This window comes from Streptosporangium sp. OZ121, assembly GCF_051918885.1.
GTDB lineage: Bacteria > Actinomycetota > Actinomycetes > Streptosporangiales > Streptosporangiaceae > Streptosporangium.
On sequence record NZ_JBPXMC010000033.1, the window covers coordinates 42494 to 57988 of the forward strand.

At 72.1% G+C, this 15495-nt stretch carries 12 protein-coding genes and 1 pseudogene; 5 read left to right on the forward strand and 8 right to left on the reverse strand.

Translation table 11 applies throughout. The annotated features are described in order from the left end of the window. Positions 1 to 12 precede the first annotated feature (12 nt). Both ACTOQ1_RS36780 and ACTOQ1_RS36785 read right to left on the reverse strand, forming a co-directional pair. On the reverse strand, positions 13 to 816 hold the full coding sequence (locus ACTOQ1_RS36780) for a purine-nucleoside phosphorylase (protein WP_440072589.1): 804 nt from the start codon (positions 814 to 816) through the stop codon (positions 13 to 15). Between the two features lie 251 nt (positions 817 to 1067). Then, complete coding sequence (locus tag ACTOQ1_RS36785; protein ID WP_440072590.1) at positions 1068 to 1520, reverse strand: gamma-glutamylcyclotransferase; 453 nt, start codon at positions 1518 to 1520, stop codon at positions 1068 to 1070. A gap of 153 nt (positions 1521 to 1673) precedes the next feature. On the opposite strand from ACTOQ1_RS36785, the gene ACTOQ1_RS36790 reads away from it, so the two are divergent. Beyond that, positions 1674 to 3068 (forward strand): NAD(P)H-quinone dehydrogenase, encoded by a 1395-nt coding sequence (locus ACTOQ1_RS36790; RefSeq protein WP_440072591.1) that lies wholly within the window; start codon positions 1674 to 1676, stop codon positions 3066 to 3068. Between the two features lie 12 nt (positions 3069 to 3080). Here ACTOQ1_RS36790 and ACTOQ1_RS36795 read toward each other — a convergent pair whose 3' ends face one another. Both ACTOQ1_RS36795 and ACTOQ1_RS36800 read right to left on the reverse strand, forming a co-directional pair. Next, entirely contained in the window at positions 3081 to 3413 is a 333-nt protein-coding gene (locus ACTOQ1_RS36795; protein WP_440072592.1) for a nuclear transport factor 2 family protein, read from the reverse strand. Between the two features lie 155 nt (positions 3414 to 3568). After that, positions 3569 to 3856 (reverse strand): annotated as a pseudogene (locus ACTOQ1_RS36800) (SDR family NAD(P)-dependent oxidoreductase); the annotation flags it as partial. Between the two features lie 83 nt (positions 3857 to 3939). Here ACTOQ1_RS36800 and ACTOQ1_RS36805 point away from each other — a divergent pair. Continuing rightward, complete coding sequence (locus tag ACTOQ1_RS36805; RefSeq protein ID WP_440072593.1) at positions 3940 to 4458, forward strand: winged helix-turn-helix transcriptional regulator; 519 nt, start codon at positions 3940 to 3942, stop codon at positions 4456 to 4458. 62 nt (positions 4459 to 4520) lie between these two features. Here the strand turns inward: ACTOQ1_RS36805 and ACTOQ1_RS36810 are convergent, their stop codons facing one another. Continuing rightward, a complete protein-coding gene (locus tag ACTOQ1_RS36810) occupies positions 4521 to 5789 on the reverse strand; it encodes a M20 metallopeptidase family protein (protein WP_440072594.1) in 1269 nt (422 codons plus the stop codon). Between the two features lie 82 nt (positions 5790 to 5871). After that, positions 5872 to 6663, reverse strand: a complete 792-nt coding sequence (locus tag ACTOQ1_RS36815) for an alpha/beta fold hydrolase (protein ID WP_440072595.1) — start codon at positions 6661 to 6663, stop codon at positions 5872 to 5874. A 164-nt stretch (positions 6664 to 6827) separates the two neighbouring features. Between ACTOQ1_RS36815 and ACTOQ1_RS36820 the strand changes: the two genes are divergently transcribed. Continuing rightward, the gene (locus tag ACTOQ1_RS36820) at positions 6828 to 9116 is read left to right on the forward strand and encodes an AAA family ATPase (protein ID WP_440072596.1); all 2289 of its coding nucleotides are present in this window, start codon (positions 6828 to 6830) and stop codon (positions 9114 to 9116) included. Positions 9117 to 9191: 75 nt separating this feature from the next. Further along, positions 9192 to 9392, forward strand: coding sequence for an alpha/beta fold hydrolase (locus ACTOQ1_RS36825; RefSeq protein WP_440072597.1), 201 nt, complete (start codon positions 9192 to 9194; stop codon positions 9390 to 9392). Between the two features lie 74 nt (positions 9393 to 9466). Here ACTOQ1_RS36825 and ACTOQ1_RS36830 read toward each other — a convergent pair whose 3' ends face one another. Together ACTOQ1_RS36830 and ACTOQ1_RS36835 are read right to left on the reverse strand one after the other, a co-directional pair. Then, positions 9467 to 10663, reverse strand: a complete 1197-nt coding sequence (locus ACTOQ1_RS36830; protein WP_440072598.1) for a pentapeptide repeat-containing protein — start codon at positions 10661 to 10663, stop codon at positions 9467 to 9469. A 93-nt stretch (positions 10664 to 10756) separates the two neighbouring features. Further along, positions 10757 to 11956 carry a cytochrome P450 gene (locus ACTOQ1_RS36835; RefSeq protein WP_440072599.1) on the reverse strand — a complete coding sequence of 400 codons (1200 nt, stop codon included), beginning with the start codon at positions 11954 to 11956 and terminating at the stop codon, positions 10757 to 10759. A gap of 298 nt (positions 11957 to 12254) precedes the next feature. On the opposite strand from ACTOQ1_RS36835, the gene ACTOQ1_RS36840 reads away from it, so the two are divergent. Then, positions 12255 to 15416 carry a BTAD domain-containing putative transcriptional regulator gene (locus ACTOQ1_RS36840; RefSeq protein WP_440072600.1) on the forward strand — a complete coding sequence of 1054 codons (3162 nt, stop codon included), beginning with the start codon at positions 12255 to 12257 and terminating at the stop codon, positions 15414 to 15416. Positions 15417 to 15495 lie beyond the last annotated feature (79 nt).

Consider the following 15495-nt stretch of genomic DNA (forward strand, 5'->3'; position numbering starts at 1 on the left):
CAGTCCGCCGGCTTACAGCTTGCCGACGACGGCGGCCAGCAGGCCGCCCATGCGGGTGGCGGTGGCCCGGCCGACCTCCAGCACCTCCTCGTGGTTGAGCGGCTCGCCCACCAGCCCGGCACCCGGGTTCGTGACCAGGGAGATGCCCAGCACGTCGGCGCCGCCCTCGCGGGCCGCGATGGCCTCCAGCACGGTGGACATGCCCACCATGTCGCCGCCGAGGATGCGGCACATGCGGACCTCGGCCGGGGTCTCGTACGTCGGGCCGCGGAAGGCCACGTAGACGCCCTCGGTCAGCGACGGGTCGGCCTCGCGGGCCAGCTCGCGCAGGCGCGGGGTGTAGACGTCGGTGAGGTCGACGAAGGTGGCGCCGGTGATCGGGCTGGCACCGGTCAGGTTGATGTGGTCACTGATCAGCACCGCCTCGCCGACCTCCTGGGTCTCGGGGCGCAGGCCCCCGGCGGCGTTGGTCAGCACGACCGTGCCCACCCCGGCCTTGATCGCGGTCCGTACGCCGTGCACGACCGGCTCCACGCCGCGGCCCTCGTAGAGGTGGGTGCGGCCGAGGAAGATCAGCGCGTTCTTGCCCGACTCGGTCCTGACGGCGCGGATCCGGCCCGCGTGGCCCTGCACGGCGGGCGGCGCGAAGCCGGGCAGGTCGGTCACCGGGATCTCGGCGACCGTCTCGCCGATCGCGTCGGCGGCCGGGACCCAGCCGGACCCCATCACCAGCGCGACGTCGAAGGAATCCACGCCGACGGCGCTTCTCAGCGCGTCCGCGGCGTCGGTGGCGAGTACGTATGGGTCATTGGTCACGTCACCGAGCGTACCGGTCGTCCGCCTTCGCACCGCGCCGTGTCTCCTGCGAGCGGCGCGCTCGACTCTTCCGGGAGCGGCGCGCTCGACCAGGCCCCGGCCCGATCCGGCCGGTGCTCCCGGTGGGCCCTCCCCGGCGAACGTCCGCCTTCCGCGCGTGCTCGCGCGCGGCCGGTGACGAGCGGCGCCCCCGGCTTCCCGGGAGTTCCCGAAGCCTCCGGCTCCCCGGGAGTTCCCGGGGAAGGTCGCCCTCAGCTCCCCAGGGAGGTGCAGGGACGGCCGCGCAGCTCCCTGACGTAGTCGTCGGGGGCACCCGCGCGCTCGGCGGCCTCGGCCAGGATGCCGAGGTAGCGGGCCGAGGGCAGCCCGCCCTCGTACCCGTCGAGCACGTAGAACCAGGCCACGATCTCGCCCTCCATGGTCTGCACCCGGAGTTTGACCTTGTGGTAGAGGCCGCGGGCCGCGCCCTCCCACTGGTCGAGAGAGCTCTCGTCCCACTCGGGCACGTCGTAGAGGACGACGAAAACCTGGTGGGCGGCGTCCTCGACGATGGAGGCGAGCGCGCCCTCCCAGCCGAGGTCGTTCCCGCCGAAGGTCAGGCGCCAGCCCTGGAGCCAGCCCGTCCCCCTGATCGGGGAGTGAGGGGCCCGCTGGGCCATCTGCTTCGGGTCCATGTTGCTGCCGTAAGCGGCGTAGACAGGCACGGAGACAAACACTAATCCAAGATCCGCGAGACGCTCACCCGGCTTCGAAGCCACGCCGATGTCTCGTGGAATCCCGGTGGTTTTGTGAGGGTTTCGTGGTTTAGGAGGGATGCCGAGCGATGTCCGGTCCCACCATGCGGGAGAATGGGCTATGTGACGAGGATAGTGATCATCGGTGGCGGTCCCGGCGGATACGAGGCGGCACTGGTCGCCGCCCAACTGGGAGCGCAGGTCACCGTGGTCGAACAGGACGGCCCCGGCGGGGCCTGCGTCCTCACCGACTGCGTACCGTCCAAGACGCTGATCGCCACCTCGGTGCGCAAGCAGGCGCTCCTCGACGCCAGCATGCTGGGGGTCCACTACACCGGCGGCCCCGACGGCGACGTCGGCGGTGTCATCGCCGACATGCCGCTGGTGAACAGGCGCGTCAAGGATCTCGCCCGCGCGCAGTCCGCCGACATCGCCGCCCGGCTGGCGGCGGAGGGCGTCGAGGTGATCAAGGCTCCGGGGCGGCTGGTCGACCCGCAGGTGGTCAGGGCCGGAGACCGGACGATCCGCGCGGACGTCGTCATCGTGGCGACCGGCGCGACCCCGCGCATCCTGACCGGCGCCGAGCCCGACGGCGAGCGCATCCTCACCTGGCGCCAGCTGTACGACCTGGAGGAGCTGCCCGAGCACCTCATCGTGGTCGGCTCCGGCGTCACCGGCGCGGAGTTCGCGGGCGCCTACCGCTCGCTGGGCTCGGAGGTCACGCTCGTCTCCTCCCGTGACCGGATGATGCCCAACGAGGACGCCGACGCCGCCGAGGTCCTCGAAGAGGTCTACCGGCGCCGCGGCATGAACGTCATGGGCCGTTCCCGCGCCGAGTCCGTCAAGCGCACCCCGGACGGCGTGGTCGTCACCCTGGAGGACGGCCGGACCGCCGAGGGCAGCCACTGCCTCATGACGGTCGGCATGGTCCCCAACACCGCGGGGATCGGCCTTGAGGAGGCCGGGATCACCCTCGACAGGGGCGGGTTCATCCAGGTCGACAAGGTCTCCCGCACCTCCGCGCCCGGCGTCTACGCGGCCGGGGACTGCACCGGGGTCCTGATGCTCGCCTCGGTCGCCGCCATGCAGGGCCGGATCGCCGTCTGGCACGCCCTCGGCGAGGCCGTGCACCCGCTCCGCCTGGCCACCGTCGCCTCCGCCATCTTCACCGACCCCGAGATCGCCGCCGTGGGCATCGCCGAGCGGGCGATCGAGAACGGGGAGATCGAGGCCAACATCGTCAAGCTGCCGCTGGCCACCAACGCCCGCGCCAAGATGCAGGGGTTCAACGACGGCTTCGTGAAGCTGTTCTGCCGCCCGAACACCGGCATCATCCTGGGCGGCGTCGTGGTCGCCCCCCGCGCGTCGGAGCTGATCCTGGCGGTCTCGGTCGCCGTCCAGCAGCGGCTGACGGTCGACCAGATCGCCCACACCTTCGCGGTCTACCCCTCCCTGTCCGGCTCCGTCACCGAGGCCGCCCGCCGCCTCATGCAGCCGATGACCCCCAGCGGCATCTGACCGCCGCAGGAGTCAGGGACGGATGCGCAGGACGCGGATGCGCCCGTCGTCGCCGTACTCGAAATGGAACCGCAGGGTCACAGGGCTGCCGGGGAAGTCGCCGGAGATGTCCGCGGTGACCAGGGTGGCGCCGTCGCCGGTGAGGTCGACGCCGGTGACGGTGTAGGTGACGGTGGGCACGCTGGTGCGCCAGGCGCGGATCGCGGCGATGCCGTGGTGCTCGGCGCCCTCGTCCTCCACGGTCGCGTCGTCCGCGAACAGCGCGAAGTAGGCGTCCTGGTCGGGCAGGGCGGCCAGCTCGAAGTAGCGGCGGACGGTGCTCGGGACGGTGGGTGCGTCGGACATGTGAGTGTTTCCTTCCGTGTCGGTGAGTGAGATCGGTCGGGCCGGACGGCCGGACCGGTGGGATTGGTTGGGTCAGGCGGCCCGATCGGCGGGTGGGACCGGTCGAGCGCCTCGTCGTCCAGGGAGGCGAAGCCCCCGGAGGGCGCGTCGGAGCCGCCGAGGTTGTGGACCAGGATGTCGACGCCGCCGAGGCGGTCGAGGACCTGCTCGACGACACTGTCGGTGCCCTCGCGGGTGGAGACGTCGGCCGCGACGAACAGCTTGGGGTCGATGTCGTCCGGCCGGGTCCTGGCGGTCACCAGCACCGTGGCCCCGGCCCGCGTGAGCCGCCTGGCGATGGCGGCGCCCGTGCCCTTGGTGCCGCCGGTGACCAGGGCGCGCCTCCCGTCGAGGGAGTCGCTGATGAAGGTCTCCACGGTGTGCTCCGTCCCGGGTGCGGACATGCCGAGGCCCGCACCCCCAGTAACTGCTAAAATAGGAGTGAGTCACTTCGACTTTAGCAGTGACTATTCGAGGAGGGGTAACGGTGGCGAGCCGGATCAGACTGGAAGATCGGGAATGCCCGCTGTCGACGACGGTGGCTCACGTCGGGGAGTGGTGGACGCTGCTGATCCTGCACGACGCCTTCGACGGCTACACCCGCTTCGACGAGTTCCAGGAGAACCTGGGCATCTCCTCCAGCATGCTGACCAGCCGCCTGAAGACCCTCGTCGCCGACGGGTTGCTGGAACGCCGTGCCTACCAGAGCAACCCCACCCGCCACGAGTACGTCCTGACCGAGCTGGGCCGGTCCCTGCGCCCGGTGCTCGTCGCCCTGGCGGCCTGGGGCAACTCCAGGCTCGACCCGTCGCAGCGCGCCATGATCCTCGTCGACGCCGCCACCGGCCAGGAGGTCGAGCCCGCCGTCGTCGACGCCGCCACCGGCCGCCGCCTCGACTCCAGCGAGGAGTTCGTCTTCGCCGCCGGTCCGGTCGCGAGCGAGATCATGCGCGCCCGCTACGCCCGCACGCCCGAGAACGGCGGTGTCAGCCGAAGCCGGGTCTGACGTGGACGGGTTCGTGGTCCGCCGCACCGGTGCGCGCCGTGCTCCCACTTCCCGTAACGCCGTCAGGAGGTGCCACGCGGGGCGGCGGGCGACCGCCGCCCCGCGTGCCGGCGCAGTGCCCGGATCGCCAGCTCCGCGTGAACCAGTGCGCCGTCGGAGAGCACTCCGTCGTCGAACACCGCTCGCGGGCTGTGGTTGCTCGGCGCCGTGGCCGGATCGTCCGCGGCGCTCGCGCCCAGGATGAGATAGCAGCCGGGCACCTTGTCGAGCACCTCGGAGAAGTCCTCCGCGGCGCTCACCGGGGACGCCATCGGGACGAACCGTTCCGTGCCGAGCACCTCGGAGACCACCGTACGGGCGAACTCGTACTGCTCCTCGTCGTTCACCGTCACCGGGTAGCCCTCGACGTAGTCGACCTCGGCGGTCAGCCCGTACGCCTCGGCGATGTGCAGGCACAGCCGGGTGACCTCGCCAGGCAGCCGCGCCTGGTTCGCCGGCGAGAAGGTGCGTACCGTGGCGTCGATCGAGGCCGTGTCGGGAATGGTGTTGGACTTGGTCCCGGCATGGATGGAGCCGACCGTGACGACCACCGGGTCGAAGACGTCGAAGCGCCGGGTGACCAGGGTCTGCAACGAGGTCACGATCTCCGCCGCCACCGTGACCGGGTCGCGGCTCAGGTGCGGCATGGAGGCGTGCCCGCCGACTCCGCGCACGGTCACCCTGAGCTCCGCCGTCGACGCCATCAACGGGCCGGGCCTGCTGCGGAACAGGCCGGCGGGGGTCCCGTACGAGCGCACGTGCATGCCGTACGCCGAGGAGACCCGTGGTCCCGCCGCGTCCAGCACCCCTTCCTCGATCATGCGGGCGGCGCCGTTCCAGCCCTCCTCGCCCGGCTGGAACATGAACACCACGTCGCCGGCCAGCGCGTCGCGGTGCGCGCCGAGCAGCCGGGCCGCGCCGACCAGCATCGCCGTGTGCAGGTCGTGCCCGCAGGCGTGCATGGCGCCGTCCACCTGGCTCGCGTGGTCCAACCCGGTCAGCTCGGTGATCGGCAGGGCGTCCATGTCGGCGCGCAGCAGCACCGCGGGGGCGGTTTCGCCGCCGGGATCCGCCTCGCCCGGTCGCCCGCCGCGCAGCACCGCGGTCACCGAGCTCAGCGACCGGCCCAGGGTGATCTCCAACCCCAGCCCTGACAGCTCGTCCAGCACCGCCAGCTGGGTGCGCGGCAGGTGGAGGCCGATCTCCGGGTACCGATGGAGGTCACGCCGCAGCCGTACCAGGTCGTCCTGCAGGGCTGCGGCGTCGTCGCGCAGCCGGTTCGGTAGCGTCATCAAGCATTCCGATCGTCAGGCCGGCCGGGCGGGCCCGGCCGGCGGGGATGTGGTGAGGAAGGACGTCTTGGAGCGGGCCGGCTCAGCCGGCCAGCATCCCGGCCATCTCGCGCGGGTGCACCAGGTGCGGGAAGTGGCCGCTGCCGGGCAGCACGGTGACGGTGACGTCCGGCAGGGTGGACTTCAGCCATCCCTCGTACGCCGGATCCGGCGAACGGCCGGTCACGTAGCGGTACGGCACCCCGCTGGACCGGATCACGCCCAGCACGTGGGTCTGGCGGCGGCCGAGCTCCTCGGCGGGGGTGACCAGGATCTCGTTCCAGTAGCCGAGGAGCAGGTCCTGCCGCGGATCGGTGGCCGTGGAGACCAGGTCCCGCGCCGCCGGCGGCAACCGGTCGACCTGCATGTTGCCGAGCATCCGGTCCCAGATCTCACCCCAGGACGGGCTGCGCAGCACCGGTTCGGCCTGCCGCAGGACATCGCCGAACCTGCCCACGAGCAACGGCTGGTCGACGTTGACCACGCCACGGGTCGCGTGGGCCGCGGCGTACCTGGTCACCAGCACGCCCCCGAGGGAGTGCCCCACGACGATCGGCGCGGCGAGTCCGGCCTCGGTCACCGCCGCGTGGAGGGCGGCCACGACCTTGTCGAAGTCGTAGCCGTCCCATCGCGCCGACCCCCCGTGCCCGGGCAGGTCGAGTGTGAGCACCCGCCGGTCCGGATCGACGGTCGCCAGTTCGTCCAGCAGCGGTCCCCACTGGCGGCGGTCGTACGTGAGACCGTGCAGGAAGACCAGCGGCGGGCGGTCGTCGTCCGTGCCCCGGATGTCACCGGCCAGGCCACCGGAAAACCGGATGCCACGTGTGTCCGTCATGTCCCCCTCTTTTCGCAAAGGAATCTCACCCGGAGGGCGTAACCGAGGAGTGCACGATTTGTACGTGACGCAGGCCACAGCCATCCGGGACCGGTCAGGCGCACCGGAGGGCAGAGCCTCAGAACCGTTGAGGGGCGGTCGCGGCAAGCCGTTACGCTGCACAGATGGCCTTGATCGGACGCCAAAGGGAGCTCGCCGCAGTGGCGCGGCTGCTCGACCGGGCCGCGGCAGGGGACGGTGGCCGGCTTGTCGTCACCGGTCCGCCCGGCTCGGGCAAGTCAGCGCTGATCGACGCCGCCGTGGATCTGGCCCGCGAACGGAAGATCCCGGTTTTCCGTGCGACCGCGCCCACCGTGTCCTGGCTTCAGTCGCCGGATCGCCTCGCCCAGGCGGCTGACGGCCCCCGCCTGCTCCTCATCGACGACGTCGACCACGCCGACACGTTCGCCGTCGATTTCCCGGCCTTGCTGGCTCGGCTCGTGTCCGGCGCGACGATTCTGGTCGCGACCGCCGCGGGACCCACCGGGCTGAAGCCGGAGCTGCGGTTGCGTGGCCTGACGGAACCGGAGCTCGCCGAGCTGAGCCCGGGCCTGCCCGCCGACGCGGTCCACGCGGTGTGGCTGGCCTCGGGCGGGCTGCCCGGAGCCGCACTCGGCCTCGCCGATGAGCTGGCTCGGCTCGACGTCACCTGCGACCCGGTCCTCCACCTGGCGCTGAACGCGCCGTCGCGGACGGAGTTCCTCGATCTCGACTCCGGTCTCATCCGTCTGCTGGAAGCCGCAGCCGAACGCACGTCGGCTCCTGGCTCCCGGGCCCGTGTGCTGGCCAGGCTCGCGCGTGAACTGCTGGGCGACCCGTCGGCCGGACGGCGCCGGCGTACGCTGATCGACGAGGCGGTGACGCTGGCCCGGGAGGTCGGCACTCCCGGCGCGATCGCCGAGGTCCTCGACTCCGGGCTGCACGCGCTGTGGGATCCCGCGGCCGCCCACGAACGGCTGGCCACCGCGTCGGAGATCGTGACGCAGGCCCGGCGGGCCGGGGACGCCGAGGCCGAGCGGCGCGGACTGTTCTGGCGTTTCGTCGCCCTGGCAGAGCTGGGAGAACTGGAGGCGGCCGAGTCCGCGCTGACGGCCTACGCGCGGGCCGGCTCACTGGCCGGCGACTCCGAGGCGGCGGTGGTGGTGCTGGCGCGTCAGGCGATGCTGGCGACGATCCGGGGACGGTTCGACACGGCGGCCACGCTTGCCGCCGAGGTGGGCGTACTGGGCGGGCGTGCAGGGCTCGCGGACACGGAACGCCTGGTCGGGACGCTGCGCGCCGCCCTGGCCATGATGCGCGGCGAGTACGACTCGCTCGTGACTCCCTGGCACGACCTTGCCCGACGGCTGCCCGGTCACTTCTTCGAGGCCGCCGCCGCCCGGGCACTGGCCGAGTCCGGGCGGAGCGACGAGGCAAGTCTTGAGCTCGAACGACTGCTGCCGGCCGTTCTCGCCGGATCGGGGCCGCGCTGGCTCGGGGTGTGCGCCGACCTGGCAATCGTGGCGGCGCTGGTCGGCGAACCGGCGGCGGCCCAGGCCCTGTACGACGCGCTGGCCCCCTACCACGGGCGTTTGGTCGTTTCGGGCGGCGCTAACATGATCAGCGGCCCGGTCGACGACTACCTGGGCCGGCTCGCCATGCGACTTGGCCGGCTCGACCTCGCGATAACCCACCTGGACGTCGCGGTGACGCTGGAGCGACGGCTCGGAGCGCTGCCTTGGCTCGCCGGCACGCTGGCCGCCCGGGCACGGGCGCTGACCGCCCGCGACGGTGCAGGCGACCAGCTCCGGACGGAGGAAGACCTGGACCAGGCCCGCTCGATCGCGCAGCGCCTCGGCATGGGAGCGTTCCTGACCACCCTGACTCCACCGGCGAACGAGTGGTCTCTGCGCCGCGACGGCGAGGGCTGGCAACTGAACGCCGGCACCGAGGCAGCCCGGTTGCGTGACGGACGCGGCATGGAGTACCTGCGGATCCTGCTGGCCGCACCCAGGCGAGAGATCGCCGCGCTGGACCTCGTCGCAGGAGGAGCCGGCCTCACCGTCCCCCACGGCGCCCCGATTCTCGACGCCGTCGCCCGCGCGGCCTACCGGCGCCGACTGGAGGCGCTCGCCGAGGAACTCGACGCGGCCGACCGGGCCGGCGACGCCGAACGGGCGGGGGTGGTCCAGGAGGAGCGGACCGCCCTGCTGGCCGAGCTGCGCAAGGCCACCGGGCTGGGCGGGCGGGCCCGCGGCCAGTCCAGCGAGGCCGAGCGGGCCCGGGTCAACGCGACCCGGGCGTTGTGGACGGCGGTCAAACGGGTGGAGGCGGCGGCGCCCCTGGCCGGGGCCCACCTGCGGGCTTCACTGCGCACCGGCCATCTCTTCCGGTACCAGCCCGCACCGGGCGGCCCCGCTCGCTGGGTGCTGTGACCCACACCACACAAAAATCGCGCACGGTGAAGTCACGCCTCCCAGAGTGAAACCCCCAGCCTTGGGGAGGCTGACATGTCCGACATCCATCAGCGGTACCACGGCGACCTCGCCGCAGACGGCCACGGCACCGACGGCGACCAGCCCGCGCCGGTCCTCCTGCACGGTCTCGGCGCCGATCGGCATCAGTGGGAATCCGTCATACGTGAGCTCGCACGCCACGATCCGGAGCGGCGGGCGGTGTCCTTGGATTTGCCCGGGCACGGAGAGTCGTAGCGCCGCGACTCCTGCGACTGGGACGAGGTCGCTGCATCATCAACCAGGCGGCCGATCCGAAGTCCGTACAGGCTCTAGTGCACGCGGGAGCGGAGACGGTCCAGGGCGGCGCCGCCGTCCTGGACGGCGCGGGCCACGAAGTGCAGCTCCTCCGGGCGGCGGGCGACCAGAAGAGCCTGCTTGGCCGCCTCGTAGGCGTCGAGGGCGAGGCGCCAGTCGCGGTCGGAGGTCATGCCGCCGCGCCCGCTGACCTGGAACTCGTAGTCGAGCTGGTCGATCCCCTCGCCCAGCCGGGTGATGTCCTCCTCGGCGCCGCGCCGCATCATGACGAACTGGGCGTTGCGCCGGGTCCGCCGCTGGGCGCTGACGCCCCAGGCCACCACGGTCAGCGCCAGGCCCACGGCGCTGAGCACGACCATGACCAGTCCCACGGACGGGCCGCCGCTCGGGGCGGGCTCGTCCCCGGGGGTGTCCCTCTCATCGGTGTTGAAGATGTCGAGATCGGACAGCGAGGTCGGCACCGCGACGGTGAGACCGGTGGGGGTGCCCTTGGAACCGGTGAGGTCGGCGTCGTCGGCCTGGACGAAGGAGGCGTCCTGGACCAGCGCGCCGGTGAAGTCGGCGCCGTCCAGCTCGGCCTGGGTGAACTCGGCCTCGCTCACGTCGGCGTCCTTGAACGTCGCGTTGCGCAGGTTCGCCTGGCTCATCTTGGCCTCGCGGAGCTTGGCCCTGGTGAAGTCGGCCTTGCGCGCCTTGAGCTGGCCGGGGGTGCTCTCCTCCAGGTCGGCGTCGATCAACTTGGCGTTGGTGAAGTCGACCTGGGTCAGCTCGGCCCTGGTCAGGGTCGCCCCGGTCAGGTTCGCGTGCGGGAACTCCGCCTGCCCCGCCTCGGCGTCGATCAGGATCGCGCCCCGCAGGTCGGCGTGGTCGGCGTGCATCTGTCCCAGGTCGGCCTCGGAGAGGTCGGCGCCCCGCAGGTCGGCGTACTTCAGCGTGGCCTGCGTGAGGTTGGCCTGCTTGAGCGAGGCGTCGCGCAGGATCGCTCCGGTGAGGTCCTTCTGGAGCAGCTCCACGCCGTCCAGCTTGGCCTTGGTCAGGTCGGCGCAGCGCAGGACGGCGGGGAGCCGTGCCCCCCGGGTGAAGTCCTTGCCGCGCAGGTCGGCACCCTGACCGGGCTTGCACGGCCCGGTCACGGCCTGGGCGGGAGAGATCACTGTCCCCGACAGCGCGAAGATCGCGGCAATGAGAGCCAGGGGGATGGAACGACGCACGGGAGCCTCCTTCAAAGCAGCCCCGATCGTGTCAGCGGATCATTGCATCACGCTAGACACCCGCTTGCACCCTTTTCTGCCGGGTGCTCGCGGTCACACGTCCCAGGTGACGGGGAGGCTCTTGACCCCGTAGATGTCCGCGGTCTCCGGGCGCAGGGGAACCTCCTCGGCCGGTACGGCCAGGCGCAGCGTGGGGAAGCGGTCGAACAGCGCGGGGAAGGCGACCCGCATCTCGACGCGGGCCAGCTGCTGACCCAGGCACTGGTGGATGCCGTGGCCGAAGGCCAGGTGCCCGCCGTCCTGCCTGCGCAGGTCGAGCGCGTGGGGATCGGCGAAGCGCTCGGGGTCGCGGTTGGCGGTGTTGTAGGACAGGATGACCGTCGCGCCGGCCTTGATGGTCCGGCCGCCCAGCTCGACGTCCTCCAGCGCGACCCGCGGGAACTGCTTGGCGACGCTCAGATACCGCAGCAGCTCTTCCACCGCCCCGTCGGTGAGCCCGGGATCGGCGCGCAGCGCGGCCAGCTGCTCCGGGTTCCGCAGCAGCGCGAAGGTGCCCAGCGCCAGCATGTTCGCGGTGGTGTCGAACCCGGCCGCCAGCAGGATCAGGGCGACACCCCGCAGCTCCTCGTCGGTCAGATCGCTGTCGGTGAGGTCGCTGAGCACGTCGTCGGTGGGGTCGGCGCGCTTGGCGGCCACCAGCTCCGCGAGGTACTCCTGGGTCGCCGCGTAGGCCGCGAACAGTTCCTCGTCGCCGGCCTCCCCGCCGAGGAACTTGTCGATGTGCTCCTGGAAGGAGCCCCGGTCCTCGTACGGCACGCCCAGCAGCTCACAGATGATGACGGAGGGGATGGGCCTGGCGAACGCGGTCACCAGGTCCGCCGTCGGCCCGGCCTTCTCCATCGCGTCCAGGTGCTCGGCGGTGACCTGCTCGACGCGCTCGGTGAGCAGCCGCATCCGCCGTACGGTGAACTTGCCCACCAGCGGTTTGCGGTAACGGCTGTGCTGCGGATCGTCCATCAGCAGGAACTCGCCGGGCGGCGCCGGAGGGACCTCGATGTCGCCGTAGTCGATCAGCGGGTGGTGGCGCATGAGCTCCTTGCGCGAGCTGAACCGCGAGTCGGCCAGGACCGACCGGACCAGGTCGTATCCGGTGACCAGCCAGCCCTCGTGCCCGTCGGGGAAGGTGTAGCGGCTGATCGGGCCGTGCTCGCGGGCCTGGACCAGCTCCTTGGGCGGGTCGAAGGGGCAGCCGGGCCGGCGCGCGGTCGGCAGCGTGGTGAGGGTGTGCTCCATGGTCGTTCCTCTCGTCGGCCTGGACGCTATTCGAGATATTACGTGTTTATGGCGGCTCGGAAGCCACGTCGCGTTCAGAAATGCTGTCAACCACGGGAAGCGCGCTCAGGCGAGTACCCGTCGTCGATCGCGGCGATGGCGCCGCGTGAAGACGCGATGACGCGTTTTCACGGCCCCGAGGCCCCGAGGCCGCACCCGCCGGACCGTTCATGGCTTCCACCGTCGCCGACCGCGCTGATACCGGGCCGTCGCCGTGCTGACACGGCCGCTGACACGGCCGCCGACGCGGTTCGGCACAATGCCTGGTGTGCGAGTTGGATTGCTCGGGCCGTTCGAGGTCCGGAACCGCGACGGGGCCGTGGTGGAGGTTCCCGGGATCAGGCTGCGCGCGCTGCTGGCCGCACTCGCCCTCGAACCCGGCCGGATCGTCTCGCGCGGGAGACTGGTGGACTGGATCTGGGGGCGACGGCCGCCCGCGGACGAGGTGAACGCCCTGCAGGCGCTGGTGTCCAGACTGCGCAGGGTGCTGCCCGACGGTGTGATCGAGGCGGAGTCCGGCGGGTACCGGCTGGCGGTGGCTCCCGACGCCGTGGACGTGTGCCGGTTCGAGCACCTGGTCGGTCAGGCCCGTGCCGCCGCCGAGCCCGCGGCGCGGGCGGACCTGCTGCGCTCGGCCCTGGCGTTGTGGCGCGGTACGGCTATGGAGGACGTCGCACTGCGCGACAGCGAGGTGTTCGACGCCGCGGTCGCGCGCCTGGACGAACTCCACGTCGCCGCGCTCGGAGATCGGGTGGACGCGGACGTTCGCCTCGGCCGTGGTTCGGAGCTGGTCTCCGAGCTGACCGAGCTGGTCGCCACGCATCCGCTGCGGGAGGGGTTCGTGGCGGCCCTGATGCGCGCGCTCGCCGAGGCGGGGCGTGGTGCCGAGGCGTTGACCGTGTACCAGCGGACGCGCGAGCGGCTCGCCGAGGAACTGGGCGCCGATCCGTCGGCCGAGCTCTCCGCGCTGCACACCGCGTTGCTGCGGGGCGAGCTGGGCGAGCGGGCGGAGAACCACAGGACGAACCTGCGCGCCGAGCTGACGAGTTTCGTCGGCAAGAACGACGACGTCTCCGAGGTCGCCGGTCTGTCGGCCGGGCACCGGCTGGTCACCTTGACGGGGGCGGGCGGCTCCGGCAAGACGAGGCTGGCCACGGAGACCGCGCGGACGATGCTCTCCGAGCTGCCGGACGGGGCGTGGCTGATCGAACTGGCCTCGGTCCGGGCGGGCGGTGAGCCGGCGCAGGCCGCCCTCGCCGCGATCGGCCTGCGTGACCAGGCGCTGCTCGGCGGCGCGCGGGGTGGGGAGCCGATGGATCGGCTCATCGCCGCGCTCCGGGAGCGCGCGATCCTGCTGATCCTGGACAACTGCGAGCACATGATCGAGGCGGCCGCGGCTTTCGCGGACCGGCTTCTGGGGGAGTGCCGGAGGCTGCGGATCCTGGCCACGAGCAGGGAACCGCTCGGCATCACCGGGGAGGTGCTGTGGCAGGTCGAGCCACTCGCGCTGCCCGCGAAGGGAGCGGACCCCGCCGAGGTCGGGTCCTCGCCCGCGGTGCGGCTGCTGCGGGACCGCGCGGGTCTGCTGCGCAAGGACATCGGCTCCGACGCGCACACCCTGTCGGCCCTGGCGCGGATCTGCCGGGCGCTCGACGGGATGCCGCTGGCGATCGAACTGGCCGCGGCGCGGCTGCGCACCATGTCCGTCGACCAGCTGGCACGCCGGCTCGATGACCGGTTCCGCCTGCTGACCGGCGGCAGCCGTACGGCGCTTCCCCGGCACAAGACGCTGCGCGCGGTCGTGGACTGGAGCTGGGACCTGCTGAGCGAGGCCGAACGCGGCGTGCTGCGGCGGCTCTCGGTGTTCTCCGGCGGGGCGAGCCTGGAGGCGGCCGAACGGGTGTGCGGGGACGAGGCGTTCGCCGGGGAGCAGGTGCTCGACGTGCTGACCGCGTTGATCGAGAAGTCGCTGCTGCTCGCCGACGGCGAGGGCGCGCCGCGCTATCGCATGCTCGACACCATCAGGGAGTACGCGGCGCACCGGCTCGCCGAGGCCGGGGAGACCGAGCCGGTGCGCCGGGCGCACCTCGCCTACTTCACCGAGCTGGCCGAGACGGCCGACCCGCACCTGCGCCGGGCCGGGCAGCTGCAGTGGCTGTCCACGCTCGACGCCGAGCGCGACAACATCGGCGCGGCCCTGCGCGGGGCGATCGCCGAGGGGTGGGCACAGGAGGCGATGCGGCTGGTCGGGGCCGTGGGCTGGTACTGGTATCTCAGCGGGCACAGGGCCGAGGGCACCGAGTTGAGCATCGCGGCGGCCTCGCTGCCCGGTGAGGTGTCCGATGATGTGCGGGCGATGGCGTACACCATCGTGACGGTGTTCGTGACCTCCGGGCCCGGCCGCGATCAGTATCAGGCGCGGGAGTGGATCCACGAGGCGCACCGGCTCATCCGGCGCGGCGGGTATCGCAACTCGCTGCTCGGGTTCATCGGGCCGCTGGAGCGGATGCTGCGGGAGCCGACGGGGTTCCTGCCCGCGTTCGAGCCGCTCATCGCCGACGACGACCCGTGGGTGCGCGCGCAGGCCAGGCTCACCCGTGGCCGGCTGCGGCTCACGCTCGGTGGCGACGAGACCGACGTGGACGCCGACATCGAGATCGCCCTCGCCGGGTTCCGCACGCTGGGCGACCGGTGGGGGATCTCGATGGCGCTGACCTTCCTGGCCGACAGGCTCGCCACGCGCGGCGAGCTCGCACGCGCGTGCGAGCACTACGAGGAGGCGGTCGTGGCGCTGACCGAGGTGGGCGCGACCGAGGACGTGATCGGCCTGCGGGCGCGGCAGTCCCAGCTGTACTGGCTGCTCGGCGACGAGCGGTCCAGCACGTCCGCCATGGCCGAGGCGCAGCGGTGCACGGGCGAGATCGCCTGGCCGGACACGCTCGCCGAGCTGGCGCTCTCGAAGGCGCAGCTGGCGCGCTGGCGCGGCGAGCCGGACGAGGCGCACCAGCACCTGGCCACGGTGCGGACGATGCTGGGCAACGAGGAACTGAGCGACAAGGTTCGCGCCAGGGCCAAGGTCATGGACCTGTACGGCTACCTCACCGAGGATCTCCAGAAGGCCCGCGCGCATCGGACCGAGGCGTTCCACGCGGCCGTGGAGACGATGTACCCGCCGCTGATCGCCGAGGTACTGATCGGGATCGCAGATCTCGCGCTGCGCCAGGGACGGTACGAGCAGGCCGCGCGACTGCTCGCGGCGAGCGACGGCGTGCGCGGCACGCCGGACCGTTCGCAGCCGGACGCTTCCAGGATCGCCGAGGACACGCGGAACCGCCTCGGCGAGACCGCGTTCACCGAGGCGACCCTGGCCGGTGGGCGACGGGACTGGCGCGAGCTGGCCGAGACCACGCTCGCCTCGTGAACGACGCGCGCCCGGCGGGTTCTGACGGGGGCATTGTGCGGAACCCAAGGTGAGATACCTCTGATGGTGGCATGTCAGG